The sequence below is a fragment of the Sphingomonas edaphi genome, from assembly GCF_003583725.1.
Taxonomy (GTDB): Bacteria; Pseudomonadota; Alphaproteobacteria; order Sphingomonadales; family Sphingomonadaceae; genus Sphingomicrobium; species Sphingomicrobium edaphi.
In genome coordinates, this window is sequence record NZ_QXTF01000002.1 from 436,545 (window position 1) to 458,989 (window position 22,445).

The 22,445-nt window shown below is 63.1% G+C and carries 23 protein-coding genes; 13 read left to right on the forward strand and 10 right to left on the reverse strand.

All coding sequences use genetic code 11. From position 1 onward, the window contains the following. Positions 1–44: 44 nt before the first annotated feature. Positions 45–1,160, forward strand: coding sequence for a molecular chaperone DnaJ (gene dnaJ / locus D3M59_RS09045; RefSeq protein ID WP_119533303.1), 1,116 nt, complete (start codon positions 45–47; stop codon positions 1,158–1,160). Here the strand turns inward: dnaJ and D3M59_RS09050 are convergent. From D3M59_RS09050 to D3M59_RS11955, 5 genes are all read right to left on the reverse strand, one after another. After that, a complete protein-coding gene (locus D3M59_RS09050) occupies positions 1,157–3,745 on the reverse strand; it encodes an HWE histidine kinase domain-containing protein (protein WP_119533304.1) in 2,589 nt (862 codons plus the stop codon). The genes dnaJ and D3M59_RS09050 overlap by 4 nt on opposite strands. Continuing rightward, on the reverse strand, positions 3,742–4,278 hold the full coding sequence (locus D3M59_RS09055; protein WP_119533305.1) for a biliverdin-producing heme oxygenase: 537 nt from the start codon (positions 4,276–4,278) through the stop codon (positions 3,742–3,744). The genes D3M59_RS09050 and D3M59_RS09055 overlap by 4 nt, the downstream gene beginning before the upstream one ends. Next, on the reverse strand, positions 4,275–5,600 hold the full coding sequence (purB, locus tag D3M59_RS09060) for an adenylosuccinate lyase (RefSeq protein WP_119533306.1): 1,326 nt from the start codon (positions 5,598–5,600) through the stop codon (positions 4,275–4,277). Before purB ends, D3M59_RS09055 begins: the two co-directional genes overlap by 4 nt. Before the next feature lie 94 nt (positions 5,601–5,694). After that, a complete protein-coding gene (locus D3M59_RS09065; RefSeq protein WP_158581986.1) occupies positions 5,695–6,168 on the reverse strand; it encodes a ferritin-like domain-containing protein in 474 nt (157 codons plus the stop codon). Positions 6,169–6,261: 93 nt separating this feature from the next. Next, the gene (locus tag D3M59_RS11955; protein ID WP_147416735.1) at positions 6,262–6,456 is read right to left on the reverse strand and encodes a hypothetical protein; all 195 of its coding nucleotides are present in this window, start codon (positions 6,454–6,456) and stop codon (positions 6,262–6,264) included. Between the two features lie 78 nt (positions 6,457–6,534). On the opposite strand from D3M59_RS11955, the gene D3M59_RS09075 reads away from it, so the two are divergent. The 3 genes from D3M59_RS09075 to D3M59_RS09085 are packed head-to-tail and all read left to right on the forward strand — an operon-like array spanning position 6,535 to position 10,474. Next, positions 6,535–9,867, forward strand: a complete 3,333-nt coding sequence (locus D3M59_RS09075; RefSeq protein WP_119533309.1) for an intermembrane phospholipid transport protein YdbH family protein — start codon at positions 6,535–6,537, stop codon at positions 9,865–9,867. A gap of 53 nt (positions 9,868–9,920) precedes the next feature. Next, a complete protein-coding gene (locus D3M59_RS09080) occupies positions 9,921–10,100 on the forward strand; it encodes a YnbE family lipoprotein (RefSeq protein ID WP_407695444.1) in 180 nt (59 codons plus the stop codon). Beyond that, complete coding sequence (locus D3M59_RS09085; protein ID WP_119533310.1) at positions 10,097–10,474, forward strand: YdbL family protein; 378 nt, start codon at positions 10,097–10,099, stop codon at positions 10,472–10,474. Before D3M59_RS09080 ends, D3M59_RS09085 begins: the two co-directional genes overlap by 4 nt. Here D3M59_RS09085 and D3M59_RS09090 read toward each other — a convergent pair. Beyond that, a complete protein-coding gene (locus tag D3M59_RS09090) occupies positions 10,462–11,268 on the reverse strand; it encodes a PdaC/SigV domain-containing protein (protein WP_119533311.1) in 807 nt (268 codons plus the stop codon). The two genes, D3M59_RS09085 and D3M59_RS09090, sit on opposite strands and share 13 nt — an antisense overlap. 174 nt (positions 11,269–11,442) lie before the next feature. Here D3M59_RS09090 and D3M59_RS09095 point away from each other — a divergent pair, with 174 nt between their 5' ends. Genes D3M59_RS09095 through D3M59_RS09115 form a run of 5 tightly spaced genes read left to right on the forward strand, consistent with a single transcriptional unit; the run spans position 11,443 to position 13,903 of the window. Continuing rightward, entirely contained in the window at positions 11,443–11,757 is a 315-nt protein-coding gene (locus tag D3M59_RS09095) for an AtpZ/AtpI family protein (protein WP_119533312.1), read from the forward strand. Between the two features lie 37 nt (positions 11,758–11,794). Beyond that, complete coding sequence (locus D3M59_RS09100) at positions 11,795–12,580, forward strand: F0F1 ATP synthase subunit A (protein ID WP_119533313.1); 786 nt, start codon at positions 11,795–11,797, stop codon at positions 12,578–12,580. Positions 12,581–12,613: 33 nt separating this feature from the next. Beyond that, entirely contained in the window at positions 12,614–12,841 is a 228-nt protein-coding gene (locus D3M59_RS09105; RefSeq protein WP_037502558.1) for a F0F1 ATP synthase subunit C, read from the forward strand. 29 nt (positions 12,842–12,870) lie between these two features. Then, complete coding sequence (locus tag D3M59_RS09110; protein WP_119533314.1) at positions 12,871–13,365, forward strand: F0F1 ATP synthase subunit B family protein; 495 nt, start codon at positions 12,871–12,873, stop codon at positions 13,363–13,365. Then, positions 13,358–13,903 (forward strand): F0F1 ATP synthase subunit B family protein, encoded by a 546-nt coding sequence (locus D3M59_RS09115; RefSeq protein WP_119533315.1) that lies wholly within the window; start codon positions 13,358–13,360, stop codon positions 13,901–13,903. The genes D3M59_RS09110 and D3M59_RS09115 overlap by 8 nt, the downstream gene beginning before the upstream one ends. 58 nt (positions 13,904–13,961) lie before the next feature. Here the strand turns inward: D3M59_RS09115 and D3M59_RS09120 are convergent, their stop codons facing one another. The 4 genes from D3M59_RS09120 to D3M59_RS09135 form a co-directional block, all read right to left on the reverse strand. Next, complete coding sequence (locus D3M59_RS09120) at positions 13,962–14,396, reverse strand: CBS domain-containing protein (RefSeq protein ID WP_119533316.1); 435 nt, start codon at positions 14,394–14,396, stop codon at positions 13,962–13,964. 58 nt (positions 14,397–14,454) lie between these two features. Further along, a complete protein-coding gene (gene paaZ / locus D3M59_RS09125) occupies positions 14,455–16,479 on the reverse strand; it encodes a phenylacetic acid degradation bifunctional protein PaaZ (protein ID WP_119533317.1) in 2,025 nt (674 codons plus the stop codon). Between the two features lie 121 nt (positions 16,480–16,600). Then, complete coding sequence (paaG, locus tag D3M59_RS09130; protein ID WP_119533318.1) at positions 16,601–17,383, reverse strand: 2-(1,2-epoxy-1,2-dihydrophenyl)acetyl-CoA isomerase PaaG; 783 nt, start codon at positions 17,381–17,383, stop codon at positions 16,601–16,603. 58 nt (positions 17,384–17,441) lie between these two features. Continuing rightward, complete coding sequence (locus D3M59_RS09135; RefSeq protein WP_119533319.1) at positions 17,442–19,139, reverse strand: DEAD/DEAH box helicase; 1,698 nt, start codon at positions 19,137–19,139, stop codon at positions 17,442–17,444. Between the two features lie 88 nt (positions 19,140–19,227). Between D3M59_RS09135 and paaA the strand changes: the two genes are divergently transcribed. From paaA to paaE, 4 genes are read left to right on the forward strand one after another with little or no spacing between them, the layout of a single operon-like run. Continuing rightward, positions 19,228–20,211: a 1,2-phenylacetyl-CoA epoxidase subunit PaaA gene (gene paaA / locus D3M59_RS09140; protein ID WP_119533320.1), complete on the forward strand. Its 984-nt coding sequence runs from the start codon at positions 19,228–19,230 to the stop codon at positions 20,209–20,211. Then, the gene (gene paaB / locus D3M59_RS09145; RefSeq protein WP_119533321.1) at positions 20,208–20,504 is read left to right on the forward strand and encodes a 1,2-phenylacetyl-CoA epoxidase subunit PaaB; all 297 of its coding nucleotides are present in this window, start codon (positions 20,208–20,210) and stop codon (positions 20,502–20,504) included. The genes paaA and paaB overlap by 4 nt, the downstream gene beginning before the upstream one ends. Next, a complete protein-coding gene (paaC, locus tag D3M59_RS09150) occupies positions 20,504–21,328 on the forward strand; it encodes a 1,2-phenylacetyl-CoA epoxidase subunit PaaC (protein WP_119533322.1) in 825 nt (274 codons plus the stop codon). Before paaB ends, paaC begins: the two co-directional genes overlap by 1 nt. Next, complete coding sequence (gene paaE / locus D3M59_RS09155; protein ID WP_119533323.1) at positions 21,328–22,401, forward strand: 1,2-phenylacetyl-CoA epoxidase subunit PaaE; 1,074 nt, start codon at positions 21,328–21,330, stop codon at positions 22,399–22,401. Before paaC ends, paaE begins: the two co-directional genes overlap by 1 nt. Positions 22,402–22,445: the final 44 nt, after the last annotated feature.

Below are 22,445 nucleotides of genomic sequence, written 5' to 3' on the forward strand. Positions count from 1 at the left end.
CCGGCGAGTGAACGGTCGGCGCCGCTCGTCATGGGTGGGGACTGATGGCCACGGATTATTACGAACTGCTAGGCGTTCCGCGCAACGCGGACGACAAGGCGATCAAGGCGGCCTTTCGCAAGGCGGCGATGGATTGTCATCCCGATCGCCACGGCGGCTGCACCGACAAAGAAGCGCATTTCAAGGCGCTCAACGAGGCTTACGACTGCCTGAAGGATCCGCAGAAGCGGGCGGCGTACGACCGCTTTGGTCATGCGGCGTTCCAAAACGGCGGGGCTGGCGGTCCGTTCGGCGGCGGCCAAGGCTTTGATGGCTTTTCGGATATTTTTTCTTCGATTTTTGGCGAATTCATGGACCCGCACGCGCAGCGGGCGAGTGCCGCGCGCGGATCTGACCTGCGCTACGATCTCGAACTGACGTTGGAAGAAGCGTTCGGCGGGACCGAAAAGACCATCGCCATTCAAGCGCTGGCCGGTTGCGAAGCTTGCAATGCTTCGGGATCGAAAGGTCATACCTCACCAGCCCGCTGCGGAACCTGTGGCGGCGCGGGCAAGGTTCGTGCCCAGCAAGGCTTCTTCGTAGTCGAGCGGGGCTGCCCAACTTGCATGGGTTCGGGCGAAACGGTTGCCGATCCGTGCGGCGCATGTGATGGCGAGGGTCGGACGCTGAAATCGCGCAAGCTCAACGTTAATATTCCCGCCGGGGTCGATGAAGGCACGCGAATACGCGTTGCAGGTGAAGGCGAGGCTGGCGTGCGAGGTGCGGCGTCAGGCGACCTCTACCTGTTCGTTCACATGAAGCGGCACGCCATTTTCAGCCGCGAAGGAACGACGTTGATCGCCGAAGCGCCGATCAGCTTTACGACCGCAGCGCTTGGCGGCTCGATCGCCATTCCGGGCATCGACGGCGAAAAGATCGAGATAAAGATTCCGGCCGGCGTCCAGTCTGGCGAAACCCTTCGCCAGCGGGGTGCGGGAATGAGCGTGATCAACGGGCGCGGACGGGGCGATCTGATGACCCGCATCCTTGTCGAAACGCCGACCCGGCTCAGCAAGGAGCAAAAAGCGATTCTTGAGCAATTTCGGACCACGGAGACGGGCGACGAGTGTCCGGCCAGCAAGGGCTTCTTCAGCCGGATACGCGAGGCACTCGGCGGCTAAGTCGTCTCGTCAGTTTCGACACCCAGCAACTCGGACAGCCTGCGGCTAACTGCGCCCAAGGTATAAGGCTTCTGCACAACCATTCGGGCCATGTGGTTCGATGGCAGCTGCGCCTGCTCACCGTAGCCGGTGGCGAACATGAAAGGCACACCAAGGGTTTCCAAGCGATCCGCGATGGGGAAGCTGTTATGATCGCCGAGATTTATGTCGAGTACCGCGAGGTCGGGCTGCTCTGTCTCAATCGAGGCGATGGCTCCCGCGACCGTGCCATCCGTATTGACGTCGTCCGCGCCCAACCGACGTAGAATGTCTTCGGCGTCGAGGGCGATAATCAGGCTGTCCTCAACCAAGAGGACACGCTTTCCATTCAGTAAGTCGCTGCGGACCGGCTCGTCGGCGGCCGGCGCGTCGGGATAGTCGATGTGGGGCCCCTTCACATCGGCGGAATCGACGACGTGTTTACCCGGGATGACGAAGCGGGCGCGAAATCCCTCTGGATCGTAATTCAGTTCGGCCCGTCCACCAAGGTCGTAGGGCACGCTATGTTCGATAATAGTAGTCCCGAAGCCTTTACGGGTTGGCTCTTTAACTGTCGGGCCGCCGCTCTCAGTCCAGTCGATTACCAGGTTGCCAATATTATCGTGCTCCCAGCGGATGTCGACGCGGCCGTTGTCACTGAGGCCGCCATATTTGGCCGAATTGGTAACCAGTTCATGCATCACAAGTGCGATTGTCGAATAGGCCTGCGGATTCAGTAGGACTGGTTCGCCCTGAGTGGCGACGCGGTCTTTCTTGGTGGTCAGGAAGGCGGCGGCCTCGGCTTGGATGAGCGCCTTCAAGGGGGCGGGGCCCCAGTGGTCATCCGTGATCTGGTTGTGCGCCCGGGCCAGTGCGTGGACGCGACCGTCGATCATCGACACGAAATCCTCGATTGAGGTCTCGTCGGACGGCTTAGACTGCCGGATTAGGCCTCGGATCAACGAGAGGATGTTGCGGACCCGGTGGTTCAGTTCGGCGATCAACAATTCCTGTCGTTCGTTAGCGGCCTGCCGCTCAACGCTCGCCTCGTCTGACAGGCGCAGGACGACCTCAATCAGCGTGGCGCGAAGCGTCTCGGCAACGCGAAGTTCGGATGCGGTGAAGGGTAGCGACCGTCCTTCGACCAGCTCCTTCCATTCTGCGAAACTCTCGCGTGGCGTCAGGCGCGGGCCATTGGGGCCATATTCCACTGGCTTGTGCGGATCGCCCGCCCATCGGACCGAGCGCGTCCGTTCTTGCCGAAACAACACGACATAGTCGCGTGGGGCCCTGCTGATGGGGATCGACAGCATGCCCGCTGCGATCGAACTGAAGCTGGCTGCCTCCGGCACTAGACCGGCGATATGGTCGGTCGCGAAAACCTTGCCCGCCGAGGCGCCGTTCAGCGCCTTGATAATGCGCGCGAATCCTGCCGTGTCGGGAGTAAGGCCGGAAAACGCGTAGTTCCCGTTGATCCACACGCCGACCCCGTCCGCCGGAATTGTCCGGGTCAGAATTTGCGATAGCCAGTCGGGATCGTTGAGCAGCGTGTCGTCCGATGCCACGGCGCCGAGGAGCTGGTCCGAAATGTCACGCGCGCGCCGCTCATATTCGACCGTTTCCTGCCGCAGGCGGCTTTCGATCCGCATCGCGAACATCTGCGCGAACAGTTCCGCGACGGAGCGGCGTTCGAAGCTAGGACAGCGGGGATTATAATGATGGCAGGCGATCAAACCCCACAATTCGCCGTCGACAATAATGGAAATCGACATGGACGCGCGGACGCCCATGTTTCGCAGATATTCGATATGGATCGGGGAAACGGAGCGAAGCACCGCCAGCGAAAGGTCGACCGGCCGCTTATGCTCGTCGAGCGCTGGGACAATCGGCACCGGTAAGGAATCGATGTCAGTGATGACCCGTAGCAGAGAGCGCTTGTATAGTTCGCGCGCCTGGCGCGGAATGTCGCTAGCGGGATAGTGGAGGCCCATGAAACTGCCAATGCCGGGCTTAGCGCTCTCGGCGACGACTTCCCCTGAACCATCGTTATCGAAGCGGTAAACCATCACGCGATCAAAGCCGGTCAGCGCGCGGATTTGGCGCGCTCCTTCCGCGAACAGGCCGTTGAGATTGGGCGTCTGGTCGAGGCGCCCGACCATGCCGCGCACGGTTCCGGTGGCGTCTCCGTAATTGCGCTCGGTAGAAGGCTCGACCTCAATGATGACTTGGCCACCGATCATGTGCAGCGCAATGTCGAAGTCCGGTCCACCTGCGACGAGAGGGCAACGAAATACGCGCTCGACGGCATCAGGACCACGGACAAGTGCCAGCCGATTGCGCAGGCCGTGTATGGCCTCCCCGCTGAATAGCGAGCTCAGCGGCTGGCCGATTAACTGTTCCGGCGTGGTGTCGAAAAACTCACCAATGTTGGCAGACGTCCGCGATACGATCCAGTCGGAGGACAAAACAATCAGCGCGCCGATCGGCTGGATCGCGCCCAGGAGGTGGATTGGCTCGCGGTCGCAGTTGGTGAGATCAACTGGCTCGGAAGGATCGAGCTGCTTCACTTCGTTAGAACCCTTCCGGCAGCACGCTCGAAACACTCGAATGTCCGTACGGCTGTTGCGCCGGCTGTTGCGCGATCCCCATCCGAGTAGAGCATCTCTTCCAGCATCGCAACGAACGACCTCCAGTGGCCAACGGGTGCCCGGCTTGCAAGAAAACGCGTCGGAAAACCGCTGCCGACGGCCTTATAAAGTATCTTTCCGCCGAGTCGTGAACCTTCCAGAACGTAAAGGCCGCCCAGAAGCTCCGCCCGTTGTTCAAAATCTGGTGCATTCTCCGGCGTCGGGCTGGCGACACCCAGGGCGTGGAGGTCGCTTTTCAGCGCATTCCCCCGCTTGATGTCGTGCCAGCCGGCGATCAGCGCCGCTGCGCCACTGCGCTCCAGCGCGTGCTCGACAGGGAGGAATGCCGCAGCATGGGCGCGAAGGAAATCTCCATAGTCGACGATGGAGGCTAGGTTGAGCGCCGAGAAGCGCCGGTCGAGCCGATCATGGGCCTGCCGTGTAGCGTCGCGAAGAGCAGCGTGTGCCGTCAATCCTGCTTCCCAAAAACGCGGTCGAAGATCATGTCCACACGCTTCAAATGATAACCAAGATCGAACAGTTCCTCGAGCTGGCGCTCGCTGAGCTTGCCCGTCACCTCGGGATCGGCCTTCAGCAAGTCGAGCAGCTGGAGCTGGCCGTCGCTTTCCCACACCTTCATCGCGTTTCGCTGGACCAGCGCATAGCTGTCTTCCCGGCTGAGGCCCGCCTGAGTGAGGGCGAGCAGGACACGCTGCGAATGAATAAGGCCGCCCATCCGGTCCATATTGCGCTGCATCCGGTCGGGGTAGACGAGAAGCTTGTCGATAACGCCGGTCAGGCGGGCGAGGGCGAAATCGAGCGTGATGCAGGCGTCGGGACCGATGAACCGCTCGACTGACGAATGGCTGATGTCGCGCTCATGCCACAACGCGACATTTTCCATCGCCGGGACGACTGCGGAGCGGACGACGCGAGCAAGACCGGTCAAATTCTCGGTCAGCACCGGGTTGCGCTTGTGCGGCATGGCTGAGCTGCCCTTTTGGCCGGGCGAGAAATATTCCTCCGCTTCCAGCACTTCGGTGCGCTGCAGGTGCCGTACCTCAACGGCGAGCCGCTCAATGGACGAAGCGATTACGCCGAGCACCGCAAAGAACGCGGCGTGGCGATCGCGCGGGATGACCTGTGTCGATGTAGGTTCGGGCGTCAGGCCGAGCTCCGCCGCGACATGCTCCTCGATCGCTGGGTCGATGTTGGCGAAGGTGCCAACCGCGCCAGAAATTGCGCAGGTCGCGATATCGGCGCGCGCGGCCTTCAGCCGGGCACGGTTGCGGTCGAATTCGGCATAGGCCTGCGCCAGCTTCAGGCCGAACGTTACCGGCTCGGCATGGATACCGTGGCTGCGGCCAATCGTCGGTGTGAGCTTATGTTCGAAGGCCCGGCGCTTGAGCACGTCGAGCAGCGCATCGAGGTCTTCGAGTAGCAGATCTGCGGATTGTTTGAGCTGCACGGCGAGGCTGGTGTCCAGCACGTCGCTGCTCGTCATTCCCTGGTGGAGCCAGCGGCGTTCCGGCCCCAGCTTTTCGCCCGCCCAGGTAAGGAAAGCGATCACGTCATGCTTGGTCACCGCTTCGATCGCGTCGATCGCCGGCACGTCAATCGGACCTAGCACGTTGGCGTCAAAGGCCTTTCGGATGGTCGCGGCGTCATCTGCCGGGATCATCCCGATCTTGCCCATCGCTTCGGCGGCGAAGACTTCGATCGCCCACCAGATGCGGTAGCGGTTTTCGGACGACCAGATGGCGGTCATGGCGGGGCGGGAATAGCGAGGAACCATGGCGGCGCGGCTAGCAGGGGCCGCGCGCGGGTTCAATCATCGCGCAAAATGTTCAAGAGCGGCGAGGACAGCGATATGTCCCCGCCGCATTGAGTTAGATGTTGGTCGGATGGCCTTCGAGCGAGTGCTTGAGCTGGCTGACGCGGTCATGGCCTTCTCGGACCGACCCGTAGGCGCGTTCGATCGGGGAACGGACATTGGCGTCGAGCGAGTCCGACGAGAGGGCAGCTTCGAACTTGCCCTTCAGATAATCTTCGCCGCGTTCGACTTCGTTGATCACCGCCTTGTCGTCGCGACCAGTGAGGCCCGCCTTAAAGTCCAGCCAGCGCTGGTGGAGGTGGCCAAGGGTGGTGCCGTCGCTGTCGACCGACCCGCCGAGGCGGCTGACTTCTGCCTGGAGGTCGCTCAATGTCCGGCTACGGTCTTCGGCAAGCTGCACGAACATCTGCCGGAATTCGTTCGAATCCACATGTTCGGCTGCGTCGCGATAGCCATTTATGCTGTCGGCCAGCGTGTCAGTCAGGGTCTTGAGAACGGTAACACCGTCATTGTCGTTTCCGAACATCATTGTCTCCATTCAAAGGGGGATGCCGGGACAACGCGGCTGACAGAAGAACGATGCGAACTATTCTTGCGATGGATCAAATAAGGCCAATCGACTTCATGTTCCTGCGCCACTGCCGCTGACCACGGGATGGTCATGAACCTGACCGGCCGATGCCGTCTGGCGTCGACGAACTTGAGTCAGGCGGATGTTCTTGTCGCTGGATATGACTTCGCGGACATGGGCCGCTGCTTCGTCAACGGTGCTGCGCCCATCGCGGTTGGTCCAAGCATCGCGTGCACCGTCGATCATGAGCTGGCAATGGCGGTTCAGATGCCCTGACGCGTTGGCCTGCTAAGCTGACCGGACGCTAGGCAAAGCGTGACATCCATGCAACGCAAGTTTGTGGCGGTGACGGAACGGTCGCTGCGAAGGAGGGTTTCACCCGGGATGACCGGTGGCGGCAAGGACGACGGAGTGCTCGAGGACGTGGCACAGGGCCTCGAGCAGGGAGGCCTCGTCGAGCATGTGCACGTCCGCGACCGGAGCGGCTGGCATATTGCCTGGCGTATTACGCGCTTCGGGCTGCTCGCCATCCTTATACTTTCCCTGCTCGTACTGGCGGCGGTGTGGATTTGGCGAAAGCCGATCGCTGACGATGCCATTCGCGATGAACTCGCCAGGCGCGGGGTAACCGCCAGTTACAAGCTCGACCGCGTCGGCTTTCGCACGCAACAGGTCAGCGACCTCGTTATTGGCGATCCCGCCAACCCCGACCTAGTCGCAAAGCGCGCCGTCATCCAGATTAGAATCAAGCTGAACGGCAGCGTTGAGGTCTATCGCGTCGTGGCGCGCGGTGTCCGGCTGAAAGGCCGGGTCGTCGGCAACAAGGTCAGCTGGGGCGAAATCGACAAGCTGCTGCCACCGCCGAGCGGCAAGCCTTTCACGCTTCCCGACCTCACCGTCGACCTCAAGGATACGACGATTGCGCTGGCGACGCCCTATGGTCCCATGGGTTTTGCGGTGCAGGGCCGGGGCAACTTATCCGGTGGGTTCAAGGGGCACCTAGCGGCGGTGGCTCACAAGCTCACACCCGGTGCCTGCACGCTTGACGAGCTTAGGACGGTTGTTCGGATCGGCGTTGTCGCCCGGCGGCCGCAGGTGCGGGGGCCGGTCGGCGCAGCCAATTTCGCCTGCCAGGCGAGCAATCTGGCGCTCAATCAGCTGCGCATGGAAATCGACAGCAGCTTTTCTGAAGCGTTTGGCAGCTTCGACGGCAAGGGCCGCCTGACTGTCGCGTCCCTGCAGGCCGGAGTGAACGGTTTGGCTGGCGTGACCAGCAACATCAGCTTCAAGGGCGAGCCAACCGACATTCTCGGTCGCATCGACTTGTCTGCACGCCAGGCCCGGCTGGCGCAGATATTGTCACAGCGCACCCGGTTCGACGGGCGCTACCGGCTCGATGCGTCGCGCGGCTCGCTGACACTAGTCGGCGATTATGCTGGCACCGCCGTTGCCTTGGCGCCCTCGCTCACCAGCGGGCTGACCGATCCGCTCAATTCCGCTGAGGAAACTCCTCTGGAGCCGATCGCGAAGGCGATTTCGGCCGCGGTCCGCAATTCGGTGCGCAAGTTCGACGTGTTCGGATCGCTCCGACTGGTGAACCGGCAGGGCGGCGGCGGAGTGCGAATTGAAACCGCCGAGGCGCAGGCGCCGGGCGGTGCGCGCATTGCCGTGTCGGGCGGTGATGGCGTGACTTATTATTGGCCGTCAAATCAGTTGCGGCTGGACGCAAATATTGAAACCTCCGGCGGCGGGCTGCCGAACGCCCGGGTCGCCGTTCGCCAGCCGCGGTCGGGCGGCCCGATGAGCGGGCAGGCCGAAGTTGCGCCATATGCGGCGGGTGGGGCGAGGCTGACATTGGCGACGGTGCGCTTCGCGGCGCGGCCCAGCGGTTGGACACAAGTGAATACGGTGGCTCTGGTTGACGGGCCATTCTCGGGCGGGCGGGTGACGGGGCTTCGGATCCCGATCGCCGGACGCTTCGGAACTGGCGGCGCCTTGCGCTTCGGCGAGGGCTGCATCGACGCGCGCTTCGCCAGCCTGACTGCGGGTTCGCTCCGGCTCGGTCCGACCCGGCTGCCGCTCTGCGCGATTAACGGTGCCATCCTGCAGCGACAGGCGAACGGGAAGCTCTCCATCGGCGTAGTGACTCAGCCGGTGCGCTTGCGCGGGACGCTTGGTAAGTCGCCATTCGCGCTGGATGCGGCGCGGGCACGGCTGATTAACGGCAACGACTTCAACGCCGCTAACGTCGCGGTGCGCATGGGTAAGCCGGATGCGCCGGTCCTCCTGAACGCGGCAACGCTCGCGGGCACCTTCTCGGGGAGTGGCGTGAGCGGAACGTTCGGCGGCGCGGATGCCAAGATTGGCAAGGTGCCCCTCGACCTGACGGACGTGGCAGGCAAGTGGCATGTGAAGGACGGCGATTTGACCGTGGACGGGCGGCTGACTCTGTCCGACCAGGCCGATCCGCCGAAATTCTATCCGCTTAAGAGCGACGACATGCACTTCACGCTGGCCGACGGGATGATCCGGGCTACCGGGACGCTGCGCCATCCGGTCAGCGGTACGCGAGTGACCGACGTTACCATCGCTCACAATCTGGGCAATGGTGAAGGGACCGCCCTGCTCGACGTGCCGGGAATCACCTTTGGAGCGGGCCTGCAGCCCGAGGAACTTACCCGCCTGACCGAAGGGGTGATCGCGCTAGTTCGGGGATCAATTAGTGGGCAGGGGCGCATCGCCTGGAACGGCAACGGTGAAGTCCGGTCGACCGGGCAGTTCACCACCACCAATACCGACCTAGCGGCCAGCTTCGGCCCAGTAACCGGGCTGAGCACGACCATCAACTTCACTGACTTGCTGGGCCTGCAGACGGCGCCGGGGCAGGTGCTGACCGCCACGAGCATCAACCCAGGCATCCTCGTCGAAAACGGCGTGATCCGGTACCAGCTGCTGCCCGACCAGCTGGTGAAGATCGAGCGAGGCGAGTGGCCGTTCATGGGTGGGCGCCTCATCCTCCAAGAAACCATCCTGAATTTCGGCCGGCCGAGCCCGAAGCGGCTGACGTTCGAGGTCGTCGGTCTGGATGCGAAGACCTTCGTTGACTCGATGGGCTTCAAGGAGATTTCGGCGACGGGGACGTTCGACGGCGTGCTGCCGATGATCTTTGACGATGAAGGCGGCCGGATCGTTGGCGGACGCCTGGACAGCCGACCGGGCGGCGGCACGCTTGCCTACAACGGCGTCGTCAATCGCGCCAATTTGGGCATGATCGGCGGGCTGGCCTTTGACGCGTTGCGCGACCTTCGCTTCAAGTCAATGATCATCCGGCTGGACGGCTATCTGGACGGCGAGTTCGCGACCCGCCTGAACATCGAGGGCGTTGGTCTGGGCAATACCAGCACGCAGCGCTTCATCCGCTCGATCAACAAGATTCCGCTGAATTTCAATGTGACGATCAAGGGGCCGTTCCGTGCGCTTATCGCCACCGCCAAGAGCTTCCGTGACCCGACTCAGGTCATCGAACCCGCGCTGCCGCGCCCGCTAGACGAGGTGCCGGGCATCGTGGTCGAGACCCGGCGGCGTGAGGAAAGCCAGCAGCAGACCCAGACCCCGGTCGAAGAGACGATCACTCCAACTCCGACGAACCAGCCATGAGGACCGATGCGATGAAACCATCCCGACTGTTGCCCGCAGCTTGCGGGTTAGCGATGATGCTGCCTCTGGGCGGGTGCATCACCGTGGACACACCGGATAAGCCGATCGAGATCAACCTCAACGTCACGATCCGCCAGGAAGTGCTCGTTAGGCTTCAACGCGATGTCGAGCAGCTGATCGACCAGAATCCCGACGCGTTCCCACAGAACCAGCCGCAGAGCCCGCAGCAGTGACACGCATCGCATTGCCGCTGATCTTCGTAGCGTCGGCGCTCGCATTGAAACCGGCTCTGGCCCAGCGATCACCGGTCGTGGCGCAGGCGCGTGCTGCCGGGCAGGTCGGGGAGAGGTACGACGGTTATTTAGGAGTCGTGGGAGCGGTGCCTGACGAGGTCAGGCGTCAGGTCGGGGCGGTCAACATCAAGCGGCGGTCCCTCTACGCCAGCCTTGCCGCGCGCAAGCGAGTCACGACCGAGGAGGTCGGCATAACCGCCGCCTGCTCGCTGCTGCGCCGCGTGGCGGTAGGGGAAGTCTATTTCGCTGCCGAAGGCGGTTGGAAGCGCCGCATCGCGGAGCAGCCCGCTCCGGTCCCGGCCTACTGCGGCTGAGCGGCCTCGAACCCGTTACGATAAACGCTCTTCAGGCCGGCGATGAGGTCGGGCGTTACCGGCAAATCGATTTCGTAGCTGCCTTCCGCGTAGGAGCCGGCGACATAGGGCGAGGCAACCAGCATTAACCGCTCGAAGCGGCCATTGTCGTCCTTGTCCATCGGTATGAGCGCGATGTCGTCTAGGTTGGGGCATTCGTCGAACATGCCGCCCCCACCAACGGGCTCCCCGCGCTTTTTCTCGCGTGCCAAGTTGAGGGCATCGCACCAGCGCTGGGTGAGTAGCCGGTCGCGGTTCTCGGGCGCCATGAACAGATCCTTGTCCGAAATTTCTCGTCCGGCTTTGTGGTCCCATAGCAGCGCGCTCACGCCGGAATTGCCGTGCGCGCCGCCGGTATAGCTGCCAGTTTCATGACTGAGGCTGAGCAGACGGTCGAATTGGCCGGCCGTCTTGTAATCGACCGACAACATGAAGCCGTGGAAGTCGAGTCCCTCCTTGTCGCGCCATGCCTTGTCTTCCTTGGCGCTCGTGACGAGATCCATTTTCACCTTGTCCATCTCCGCGGTGAAACGACTGACCAGCGCGGGGACAGCGGCGGCTTCTGCCGACCAGCCGAAATGGAAGTCGATCAGGTCGTTCTTTTCTTCCGCCACGAATGGCTTCGCCGCTGGGGGCGCAGGGTTGGGTGCAGACGCCGCAACTGCTGGGACAGCGGCTTCATTGGCGGTCGTGGCGGGCGAGACCTGGTTGCAGGCGGCGAGCGTTAGGGCGAGGATGCCGGTCATCTGTCTCATCGGCTGACCTTGGCACGGCGTTCGAAAGCGGCCAAGCGTGCCGGACTCGCGGTTGACTTGTGCAAGGCCAATTCATAAAGGGGCGGCGCCTTGGCGGGCTCGTTCGCCGCCATGTCCCTTGCCCTACGCGCCCGCTTTTCAAGGGGTTGGCGCTTAACCGGAGGAAATGAGGACATGACGGAAAACGACCCCCGGCAGGACGCTCCGTCCCCGCAGGATGCACGGCTCGATTCGCTCGAAGAGCGGCTTGCCCGGGCGAAGGCGAAGGAAGCGGAGCGGACCGGCCAGGTGCCGCAGACCGACGCCAATGAGCAGCTCGGCCAGCGCGTCCTGTCCTACCTGCTCGGTGGCCTGCTTGGCGGTGCGCTGATCGGCTGGGTGCTCGACAAGGCATTCGGCACGGGGCACCTGCTCCTCGTCGTCGGGCTGGTGCTAGGCATCGTCGGCGGTTTCTGGAGCATCATCAAGTTGTCGAACCGGCGTTCTTAGGACGGCCGGGCGTTTGGACTAGAAGGGCAGAAGAAGCGTGGCGGGAGAATCGGGCAAGATCGATCCGATGCACCAGTTCCTGGTCGAGCCCATTTTTGGGCAAGACTGGGTGGTCGCGGGCCACAATATCGCCTTCACCAATTCGGCCGCTTGGATGGCCATGACATTCGTGGCGCTGTGGGCGTTCATGATGATGGGCATGAAGCGCGAGCTCGTCCCGGGCCGCTGGCAGATGGCGGTTGAGGGCTTCACCGGGTTCATCACCGACATGATGGATACGAATATCGGCCCTGCCGGCCGCAAGTTCGTGCCTTACGTGTTCTCGCTGTTCATGTTCATCTTGTTCGCTAACATCCTCGGCCTGTTGCCGACGGCGCTGTTCGGCGTGCATGCGTTCACCGTGACCAGCCACCTGACGATCACCGGCGTACTGGCCATCGTCAGCTTCGCGATCGTACTCATCGTCGGCTTTGCGAAACACGGCTTTCACTTCTTCTCGCTATTCGTGCCGCACGGCACGCCGCCAATCATGGTGCCGCTGATTTTCGTTGTCGAACTGATGAGCTTCCTCGTTCGCCCGTTCAGCTTGGCGTTGCGACTGTTCGTCGCGATGACCGCCGGTCACATCCTGCTGAAGGTGCTCGCGGGCTTCGTCATCAACGGCGCCAACGCCGGGATCGGCACCGCGCTGATCGTCTCGCTTCCTAGCTTCGCGCTGATGCTCGGCATCACGCTGCTCGAACTGCTGGTTGCGGCGATCCAAGCCTATGTTTTCGCCTTGCTCACGTCGCTGTACCTCAACGACGCGATCAATCTTCACTAAGTTTTCAACGGTTTTTCCAAGGGAGTTATCATTATGGACGCGACTGCTGCGAAGCTTCTGGGTGCTGGTCTCGCCGCGATCGGCGTTGGCATGGCCGCTATCGGCGTGGGCAACGTTTTCGGCTCGTTCCTCGAGAGCGCGCTGCGCAACCCGGCGGCCGCCGACGGCCAGCAGGGCCGCCTGTTCATCGGCTTCGCCGCTGCCGAACTTCTCGGCCTGCTGGCGTTCGTCGTTGCGATGATCCTGCTGTTCGTCGCCTAAACCAACCAAGCTAGTCCAAGGGGTCGGCCATGCCGCAGATCGCCCAAATCGGCGAAATCTACGCGTCGCAGCTGTTTTGGCTGCTGGTCTTCTTTGGCGCCATCCTCGTCGTCATCGGTTACGGCATGCTGCCGAAGATCCAGGCGACGGTGGACGCGCGCGATTCGAAGATTGCGGCCGACCTTAAGGCTGCCGAAGGGGCGCGGGCCACGGCCGACGCCCTCGAGGACGGCTATCGGGCGGCGATGGATAAGAGCCGCGCTGAAGCGGCCAAGCTTGCCGCTGACGCCAAAGCCGAAGCTGCCAAGGCGACCGAAAAGTCCGTTGCCAAGGCGGACAAGGCGATTGGTACCAAGATCGACAAGGCAGTCGCTAAGATCGCCGAAGCCCGCGCATCCGCGCTGACGGAGATCGAAGGCGTTGCCGCCGAGGCCGCAGAGCAGATGGTGAGCCGTGTCGCCGGCTTCAGCGTCGATGCCGCAACGGCTCGCGCGCTGGTTGCCAAGGAGCTGGCCAATGGCTGAGCCAACCACCCACACCGAGGTCCCCGCCGGCGACGAAGCGCACGCCGATCCGGCCATTGGCGGAATCTTCAATGCATCGGTGATCGTCGCGATGGCGATGGCGCTAGTCCTGCTGGCGATGATCTGGAAGAAGGTACCGGCCGCGATCGGTCGCAGCCTCGACCTGAAGATTGCCGCCATCCGCGAGCAACTCGCAGAGGCGCAGGCCGTCCGCAAGGAAGCCGAAGCGCTGAAGTCGGAATACGAAGCCAAGTCCAAGGCCGCCGGCGAGGAAGCTGCCGCAATGGTTGAGCGCGCCCGTCACGAAGCGGAGCAGATCATCGCAAAGGCGTCCGACGACGCCGAAGCGTTGGTCGAGCGCCGCAAGGCGATGGCCGAAGCAAAGATTGCCGCGGAAGAGCGCGCCGCGATCGACGAGCTTCGTGCTACAGCGGCGCGCGCGGCCACTGCCGCTGCGGCGAAGCTGATTGCCGAGCGCAATGATGCCAAAAGCGACAAAGCGTTGGTCGACGAGGCAATTGCTGGCCTCGGTCGCTAATTCTTCTAGTCACGGACAAGTAAAAGCCCGGCGGTCACCCGCCGGGCTTTTTCGTTGGTCAGCTTTGCTTGTGGCTGCTGCCTTCGGCGCTGACACCTTCGAGCGCGGTGACGGCGGCGGCCTGCTGTGCTTCCCGGCTGAGGTCGCCAAGGCTCACCATGCCGACTAGGCGGTCGTCTGCATCCACGACCGGCAGGCGGCGTACCTGGGCATCGCTCATCCGCTGCGCCACCGCCAGTACGTCGTCCGTGTCGCGGGCGCAGACCACGTCCTTCGACATCAAATCGCGAACGGAGCAATCCGGACCGCGACCTTCGGCAACGCCGCGGACGGCGATGTCGCGATCGGTGATCATGCCGATCACCTTTTCATTTTCGCACACCGGGATCGATCCGGTATCGGCCGAGAGCATAAAGCTCGCGGCTTCCTTCGCGGTCGCATCGGGGGCAACCGTCTTGATTTCGCTGGTCATCACGTCACGAAGCTGGGCCATGTTTGCCTCCTCCTTTTCGTGATCTTCAACGAAGAGGCTTGGCTAGCCGTTCCGAACCCTAGGGAACGTTCTCCGTCAGAAGGTCGTAGGTCGCGATCAGTTCGTCCTTCTGGTTGAAGACCTCGACTGCCCAGCGAACCACGCCAGTATCCTCGCTCTTCAGTGACTTGGCGCGAACGGTTAGTTCAACCCGCATGGAATCGCCCGGATAGAGCGGTGTCAGGAAGCGAAGGTTTTCGAGACCGGTGTTAGCCAGTACTGGCCCGGGATCAGGATCGACGAACAGGCCGGCAGCGAAGCTCAGGATCAGATATCCGTGGGCAACGCGGCCTTCGAAGATCGGCGAGGCCTTGGCGGCTTCGTCGTCCATGTGGGCATAGAAGGTGTCGCCAGTGAAATGAGCGAAATGCTCGATATCCTCGAGCGTAACGGTGCGGCTCGGGGTCTTGAGCGTATCGCCAATCTGGAGTTCCGACATGCGACGGCGGAAGGGGTGCTGCTCGATGACATGCTTGGGACCACCTGGAATATATTGTTCGCTGATCGCGGCGATCATTGCGGGCGTGGACTGGATGGCGGTGCGCTGCATATAATGTTTCACCCCGCGCACGCCGCCCATTTCTTCCGATCCCCCCGCGCGCCCAGGACCGCCGTGCACGAGGACGGGTAGGGGGGAGCCGTGGCCGGTGCTCTCCGCCGCGTTGTCGCGGTTCAGGACGAGCATTCGGCCATGATAGGCAGCGGCCCCCTGGATGAACTCGCGGGCCGCGCCGGGTGAGTAAGTGAACAGCGACAGCGCCAGGCTGCCCATGCCGCGATTGGCCAACGCGACGGCGTCGGCAATGTGCTTGTAGGGCATGACTGTAGAGACCGGGCCGAACGCCTCGACGTCGTGGACAGCGCTGGCGTGCCACGGATCGTCGGTGCGTAGCAGGATCGGCTCAAGGAAGGCGCCGCCCGCCACGCCCGGGGAGGCGTCGGGGTCGCCGCTGACGATGCGTGCACCGGCCGCCGTGAGCTTGGCAATCTGGGCGCGGACGTCATCGCGCTGTGCGCAGGAGACAAGGGCCCCCATGCGGCTTTCCCTGTCACGCGGGTCGCCGACCTTGGTGGCCTGTAGCCGTTCGCGGATAGCTGCCTCGACCGCATCGAGATGCTCGGCTGGCGCCATGGCGCGGCGAATGGCGGTGCACTTCTGCCCCGCCTTAACCGTCATCTCGTTGACGACCTCCTTCACGAATAGGTCGAACTCAGGCGTACCTGGCCCGGCGTCAGGGCCCAGCAGCGAGGCGTTGAGGCTATCCTGCTCGGCGACGAACTTTACGCTTTCGCGCTGGACGACCGGGTGGCTGCGGAGCTTCAAAGCAGTGGCGGCCGAGCCGGTGAAGCTAACCACATCCTGGCCCGTCAAATGATCGAACAGGTCGCCGACGCCGCCGACAATCAGCTGGACCGCGCCATCCGGCAGCAGGCCACTGTCGATCATCACTCGGAACGCTGCCTCGCAAAGGTAGGCCGTGGAGCTGGCCGGCTTCACGATGGCCGGCATCCCCGCTAGGAGAGTCGGCGCGAGCTTTTCCAGCATGCCCCAAACGGGAAAGTTGAAGGCGTTGATGTGGACCGCAGCGCCCTGGAGCGGCGTGTAAATGTGCTGGCCGATAAAGCTGCCCGACTTGCTCAACGGTTCGAGCGCCCCGTCGAGGAGCACATGGGCGTCGGGCAGTTCGCGCCGTCCTTTTGATGAGAATGAGAGCAGGGTGCCGGCGCCGCCCTCGATATCAATCCAGCCATCCTTGCGAGTGGCTCCGGTCAGGTAGTTAAGCTCGTACAGCTCCTCCTTGCGCTCCAAGATTGCGAGGCCAAGGCCTTTGATGATGCGTGCCCGCTCATGAAAGGTCAGTCTACGTAAGGCCGGACCGCCAACGTTTCGAGCGTGATGGAGCATGGCGGCGAAATCGAGGCCGCCCGAGCCCGTCTTTGCAACGAGGCTTCCGTCGATGGCCGAGTTGATGTCGGCCAGGGCGGCGCTGTCGCCTGCGATCCATTGGTCGCGCGCATAGTTGAGGAGCTGTGCGGTTTTCATGGCGCGATAGGGACCCTTCTCGACATAGTTGGGCGCTGCCTAGGCCTATCCACGCTCACAAGGCAACGGGAAGGCTTTATCCGTCCTGTGAGGTGGCCTTCCGCCGTTGCTACGCGGTCGGTCAGCGGCCGGTGAAGCTGGCCTTGCGCTTCTCGAGAAAGGCGGCGACGCCCTCACGATAATCCTCGGTGAAGCCCAGGCGGCGCATTTCGTCGCGCTGCAGATTGAGTTCTTCATCGAGGGTGCGGGACCAGGTGGTGCGGACGATCGATTTGATTGCGGCCAGGCCAAGCGGTGGCAGCGCGGCAAGTTTGGCTGCAAGCGCATCGACTTCGCTGTCCAGCCATTCCCCGCCCACGCTTTTCCAGATGAGGCCCCAGTCGGCGGCCTGCGGCGCCTCCAGCGGCTCGCCGGTGAGCGCGAGGCCCAGCGCACGAGCCTGGCCGACGAGGCGGGGGAGGTGCCAGCTTCCGCCGCTGTCGGGGATCAGGCCGAGCGCTGAGAAGCTCTGGATGAACTTGGCGGTGCTGGCGGCGACGACAATGTCGCAGGCGAGCGCAATGTTGGCACCGGCGCCCGCTGCGACCCCGTTGACCTTGGCAATCACCGGCTGCGGCAGGCTCGCCAGCGTACGGATGAGCGGGTTCCAGCTTTCCTCAACTGTCTCGCCAAGGTCGACCGCATCACCCGGCGCAACGGCTCGGTCGTTGAGATCCTGTCCTGCGCAGAAGGCACGGCCGGAACCGGTCAGGATGACGACGCGTGCGTTGCCGAGATTACCGAGGGCATCGCGAAGTTCGCTATGCATCGCTCGGGTAAAGCTGTTCAGCCGGTCCGGCCGGTTGAGCGTGATGCGGGCGATGCCTTCGTCATTTGAAAACAGGATGGTTTCATAATTCGGCATCGTGCGACTCCCTTGTCGCGCGGGTCATAGCAACTGCACAGCGCAGGCGGCCAGACCGTCAGCCTTTTCGCGGCCCCTTGCGTCCCTGCCACTTGGGCTTGGCGCGCGGCTTGATGGTTGCGGTGCGGTTGGGACGCGGGCTAGGGGCTTCGCCGCGGGGTTCGGCCTGCTCGATGATCAGTCCTTCGTCTTCAGGGGCGATTGTCGCGCGGCGCAAAGCCTTGATGAAGCCGGGCGTCGCTCGCTCGGTCACCTCGAAATAGCTTTCGTTGGCGGCGACACGGATTGCGCCGATCTCGTTGCGGCCGACATGGCCGTAGCGGCAAATGAGCGGCAGCAGCCAGCGTGGGTCGGCGTTGTGGCGGCGGCCAGCGTTCATCCGGAACCAAGTCGAGCTTTCGAAGCCAGCACGTGGTCCTGCATCCGGAGCGCGCCGCTCGTCTCGTCCGCCAGCCGCCAGAATATCCTCAGGGGAGGGAAGCTTGGTGCGGTGAGAGCGGACCAGCGCGGCGGCAATGTCCTGCGGGGACAGCTTGGCCATCAGCTGTTCCGCGAGCTGACGGTCCTCCTCGTCTGGCTCGACAGTCACCGACAGTTGTTCGAGTAACCGCTCGCGATCCTTGGCGAGAACCTGCTCCGGTGACGGCGGCTCAATCCAGTCAGCTTCGATCCGAGCATTGCGCAGCATAATTTCGACGTTGCGGCGGCGGCGGAAGGGAACGAGGAGCACGGCGACGCCCTTGCGCCCCGCGCGACCGGTGCGGCCCGACCGGTGTTGGAGTGCCTCTGCATCGCGCGGCAGCTCAACGTGAATGACCAGCGAAACCGACGGAAGGTCGATGCCTCGTGCGGCGACGTCAGTCGCGACGCAAACCCGCGCGCGCTTGTCGCGCAATGCTTGGAGCGCGTGGTTGCGTTCGTTCTGGCTGTGCTCGCCGGACAGAGCGACCGCGTCGAACCCGCGTTCGGTGAGGCTGGCGTGCAGGCGGCGGACCGCTTCGCGGGTCGCACAAAACAGGATGGCGGTTTCCGCCTCGTGGAGGCGGAGCAGGTTTACCACCGCATGCTCGATATCGGTCGGGGAGACGACGACTGCCTGGTAGGCGATGTCGGCATGACCTTCGCTATCGCCAATGGTGGCAATTCGTAGCGCATCCTTTTGGTAGCGCTTGGCGAGAGCAACGATCTGGCGGGGCAAGGTAGCAGAGAATAGGAGGGTGCGGCGCGTGTCGGGCGTCGCATCGAGAATTTCTTCGAGTTCCTCGCGGAAGCCCATATCGAGCATTTCGTCCGCTTCGTCGAGGACGGCGACGCGCAAGGCCGAAAGGTCCAGCGCGCCACGCTCCAGGTGATCGCGGAGGCGCCCGGGCGTTCCGACAACGATGTGTGCGCCCCCTTGGAGGGCGCGGCGTTCCTTCATCGGGTCCATACCGCCGACACAGCTGACGACGCGGGCGCCGGCCGGCCCATAGAGCCAGTCGAGTTCGCGGCTGACCTGAAGGGCGAGTTCTCGCGTCGGTGCAACGATCAGGGCCAGCGGCTCGCGCGTCCAGGGTGCGCGGTCCGCCTCCAAGATTTGCTCGCCAATGGCGAGGCCAAAAGCGACGGTTTTGCCTGATCCGGTTTTGGCCGAAACGATTAGGTCGCGACCGCGCGCCTCGTCCTTCAGGACTTCGGATTGGACCGGAGTGAGATTGTCATAGCCGCGCGCTGCCAGCGCTTCCGCGAGCGCGGCGGGAAGATTGGATTGTTGCATGGCTGGAGCGCCTACTCGTTTTATGCGCTGAGCGATAGTGCGACTCGTCCGAATTGAAGCGGAGGGGCACAAGCGCTACATCGCCTCCATGTACACGACCGAACTCAGCAAGAATGTGAAGCCGATCGAGGCGGCAGAGGATCCGGCACTGGTAGAGGCGTTCGAGGCGCGGGTCGCTGCGGACGAGTTCATCGAACCCAAGGATTGGATGCCGGAGGCTTATCGCAAGACCTTGGTTCGGCAGATTTCGCAGCATGCGCATAGTGAGATCGTTGGCATGTTGCCCGAGGGTAATTGGATCACGCGTGCGCCAAGCCTGCGCCGCAAGGCAATCCTCCTAGCCAAGGTGCAGGACGAGGGCGGGCACGGCCTCTACCTCTATTGCGCTGCAGAGACGTTGGGCACGAGCCGAGAGGAAATGGTCGAGGCGCTCCATTCGGGGAAAGCCAAGTACAGCACCATCTTCAACTATCCGACGCTGACTTGGGCCGACATCGGCGCGATCGGTTGGCTGGTCGACGGCGCGGCGATCATGAATCAGGTTCCACTCCAGCGGACGAGCTACGGACCGTATGCCCGCGCGATGGTCCGCGTGTGCAAGGAAGAGAGCTTCCACCAGCGCCAGGGCTATGAAATCATGATCGCACTGGCGAACGGCACCGACGCCCAGAAGCGGATGGCACAAGATGCCCTCAACCGCTGGTGGTGGCCGTCGCTCATGATGTTCGGCCCGCCCGACGACAATTCGCCGAACACAGCGCGTTCGATGCGCTGGCGGATCAAGCGAGAGACCAATGACGAGCTTCGCCAGAAGTTCGTGGACATCACCGTTCCGCAGGCGGAGTATCTGGGCCTCACCGTGCCGGATCCCGCGCTGTCGTGGAACGAGGTCAAGGGCGGCTACGACTTCGGCGAGATCGACTGGGAAGAGTTTTACGCAGTGGTGCGTGGCGAGGGCCCGGTCGCCAAGGAACGGATGAAGGCGAGGCGCGAAGCTTGGGACAATGGCGCCTGGGTTCGCGATGCCGCCGCCGCGCATGAAGCGAAGCGCGCCGCGAAGGCCGCGGCATGAGCGAGGGCAAAGGACATGACTGGCCGCTCTGGGAAGTTTTCGTTCGTTCGAAGGGCGGTCTCAGTCATCGCCATGTCGGCAGTGTTCATGCTCCTGACGCGGAGCTCGCGCTCCGCCACGCCCGCGACACCTACACGCGGCGGCTAGAGGGCGTCAGCCTGTGGGTCGTGCCATCGTCGGCGATCGTCGCCAGCGATCCGGCGCAGTCGGGCGAAATGTTCGAGCCGGCGGAAGACAAGATTTACCGCCACCCGACCTTTTACGACATTCCCGACGTGGTGAAGCACATCTGATGCCTTCGCTACCGACAATCGAGAAGGATGTTGAACAGCGTGCGAAGTCCGCGCCAGACCATGGCGCGTTCGACTCCGCAACCGCAGGTCAACACGACCCTGCGGTGGTGGATTATTGCCAGCGGCTGGGCGACGATGCGTTGATCCTGGGTCAACGGCTAAGCGAGTGGTGCGGGCATGCGCCAGCGCTGGAAGTGGACCTCAGCCTCGCCAATATCGCGCTTGACCTGATTGGGCAGGCGACCAACTTCCTCGGGCTGGCTGGCAATGCCAACGAGCTCGCTTTCCACCGCGACGTGCTCGACTGGAAGAATTGCTGGCTGGTTGAGCAGCCCAACGGCGATTTTGCGCAGACCATGGCGCGGCAGTTCCTGTTCTCGACGTGGCAGCATATGCTTTACGACCGGCTTGCGGGCTCCAGCGATCAACGCATCGCGGCGGTTGCGGCGAAGGCGGTCAAGGAGGTAGCCTATCATCGCGAGCTGGCGGCGGACTGGGTGATCCGGCTCGGCGACGGGACGGACGAGAGTGCCCGCCGGATGGCCGAGGGGCTGGATTGGTGCTGGCGCTTCCTGCCGGAACTATTCGAGTTGGACGAGACGCTGCAGGCGCTGGTCGATCGCGGTATCGCGGTGAACCCACAATCCTTCGAAGACGATTATCGCCAAGCGATCGGCGCGGTGTTAGCCGAAGCGAAGCTTGCCACCCCGCCGGAACAGCGGCCTATCCTTGGCGGGCGCCGCGGCCACCATAGCGAGCATCTAGGCCATCTGCTGGCGGTCATGCAGTATCTGCCGCGCACTTACCCTGACGCGGTCTGGTAATGGCTGAACATTTCTACCCGCTGCGGGTCGCGGAGGTCGTGGCCGAGACCGACGATGCCAACTCCATCCTGTTCGAAGTCCCGGAAGAGCTGGCCAGTGCATTTCGCTTTAAAGCCGGCCAGCATTTGACGCTTCGCGCCGACATTGGCGGCGAGGAAGTTCGGAGAAATTATTCGCTCTGCGTCGCGCCCGATTCAGGCGAACTGCGCGTGACGGTAAAGCGAATCGCGGGCGGCGTCTTTTCCAACTGGGTCGGCGACCAACTGAGGCCCGGCGACACGATCGATGTCATGACTCCGCATGGCAGCTTCACCTCCGATTTCGATGCGGGAGCGGAGCGGCGGTATGTCGGTTTCGCTGGCGGGTCGGGCATCACGCCGGTCATATCGCTGATCCGAACCGCGCTGGCGGCCGAGCCGAAATCGCGCTTTACCCTGTTTTACGGCAATAGGGACGCAGGCTCCATCATCTTCCTGGAGGCACTTGCGGCGCTCAAGGATCGGTACATGGGCCGGTTCGAACTCTACCACTTCCTCAGTGACGAGGAGGGAGATGTCGACCTGTTCAACGGAATGCTCGACCGCGAAACCTGCGCTGACGCAATCGAGCATCTGGTGGACGCGCCGCAGCACGTCACCGCCTGGTTCATTTGCGGACCGGGCCCGATGATGGACGCGGCGGAAGCGGCGCTGCTCGATAAGGGTGTTTCGAAGGACCGCATCCACATCGAACGCTTCACCGCCGGTCGTCCGTCCGCGGCACTTGCCGCACAGATGGCAGCGCTTCAGGAGGAAGCGGCCGGACAAACGATGAGTGTCACTCTCGACGGTCGCACGAGGCGGGTCGAATTTTCCGCCGGAAACATCCTCGACAGCGCACGGGATGCCGGATTGCCGGCTCCGTTCGCCTGCAAGGCCGGAGTGTGCGCGACGTGCCGCGCCAAGGTTACGCGCGGCAAAGTAGAAATGGCCGCGCGCTATGGCCTGACCGATGAGGAAATTGCCGCGGGATATGTCCTGACGTGCCAGTCCGTGCCGGTCGGCGAAGGCGTTGCCGTCGACTATGACGCCTGAGCGTTGGACGTGACTGCCACGGAAGATTGGGCTAGGCCCAAAAC

Excerpts from the sequence above, each read along its gene's own strand:
- paaZ (WP_119533317.1), bottom strand. The coding sequence starts at position 16,479 with ATGAAAACCGCACAGCTCCTCAACTATGCGCGCGACCAATGGATCGCA.
- D3M59_RS09065 (WP_158581986.1), bottom strand. The coding sequence starts at position 6,168 with ATGATGTTCGGAAACGACAATGACGGTGTTACCGTTCTCAAGACCCTG.
- D3M59_RS09115 (WP_119533315.1), top strand. The coding sequence starts at position 13,358 with ATGGCTGAGCCAACCACCCACACCGAGGTCCCCGCCGGCGACGAAGCG.
- D3M59_RS09095 (WP_119533312.1), top strand. The coding sequence starts at position 11,443 with ATGACGGAAAACGACCCCCGGCAGGACGCTCCGTCCCCGCAGGATGCA.
- D3M59_RS11955 (WP_147416735.1), bottom strand. The coding sequence starts at position 6,456 with ATGATCGACGGTGCACGCGATGCTTGGACCAACCGCGATGGGCGCAGC.
- D3M59_RS09075 (WP_119533309.1), top strand. The coding sequence starts at position 6,535 with ATGCAACGCAAGTTTGTGGCGGTGACGGAACGGTCGCTGCGAAGGAGG.
- paaA (WP_119533320.1), top strand. The coding sequence starts at position 19,228 with ATGTACACGACCGAACTCAGCAAGAATGTGAAGCCGATCGAGGCGGCA.
- paaB (WP_119533321.1), top strand. The coding sequence starts at position 20,208 with ATGAGCGAGGGCAAAGGACATGACTGGCCGCTCTGGGAAGTTTTCGTT.
- D3M59_RS09105 (WP_037502558.1), top strand. The coding sequence starts at position 12,614 with ATGGACGCGACTGCTGCGAAGCTTCTGGGTGCTGGTCTCGCCGCGATC.
- purB (WP_119533306.1), bottom strand. The coding sequence starts at position 5,600 with ATGGTTCCTCGCTATTCCCGCCCCGCCATGACCGCCATCTGGTCGTCC.
- D3M59_RS09110 (WP_119533314.1), top strand. The coding sequence starts at position 12,871 with ATGCCGCAGATCGCCCAAATCGGCGAAATCTACGCGTCGCAGCTGTTT.
- D3M59_RS09080 (WP_407695444.1), top strand. The coding sequence starts at position 9,921 with ATGATGCTGCCTCTGGGCGGGTGCATCACCGTGGACACACCGGATAAG.
- dnaJ (WP_119533303.1), top strand. The coding sequence starts at position 45 with ATGGCCACGGATTATTACGAACTGCTAGGCGTTCCGCGCAACGCGGAC.
- paaG (WP_119533318.1), bottom strand. The coding sequence starts at position 17,383 with ATGCCGAATTATGAAACCATCCTGTTTTCAAATGACGAAGGCATCGCC.
- paaE (WP_119533323.1), top strand. The coding sequence starts at position 21,328 with ATGGCTGAACATTTCTACCCGCTGCGGGTCGCGGAGGTCGTGGCCGAG.
- paaC (WP_119533322.1), top strand. The coding sequence starts at position 20,504 with ATGCCTTCGCTACCGACAATCGAGAAGGATGTTGAACAGCGTGCGAAG.
- D3M59_RS09090 (WP_119533311.1), bottom strand. The coding sequence starts at position 11,268 with ATGAGACAGATGACCGGCATCCTCGCCCTAACGCTCGCCGCCTGCAAC.
- D3M59_RS09135 (WP_119533319.1), bottom strand. The coding sequence starts at position 19,139 with ATGCAACAATCCAATCTTCCCGCCGCGCTCGCGGAAGCGCTGGCAGCG.
- D3M59_RS09120 (WP_119533316.1), bottom strand. The coding sequence starts at position 14,396 with ATGGCCCAGCTTCGTGACGTGATGACCAGCGAAATCAAGACGGTTGCC.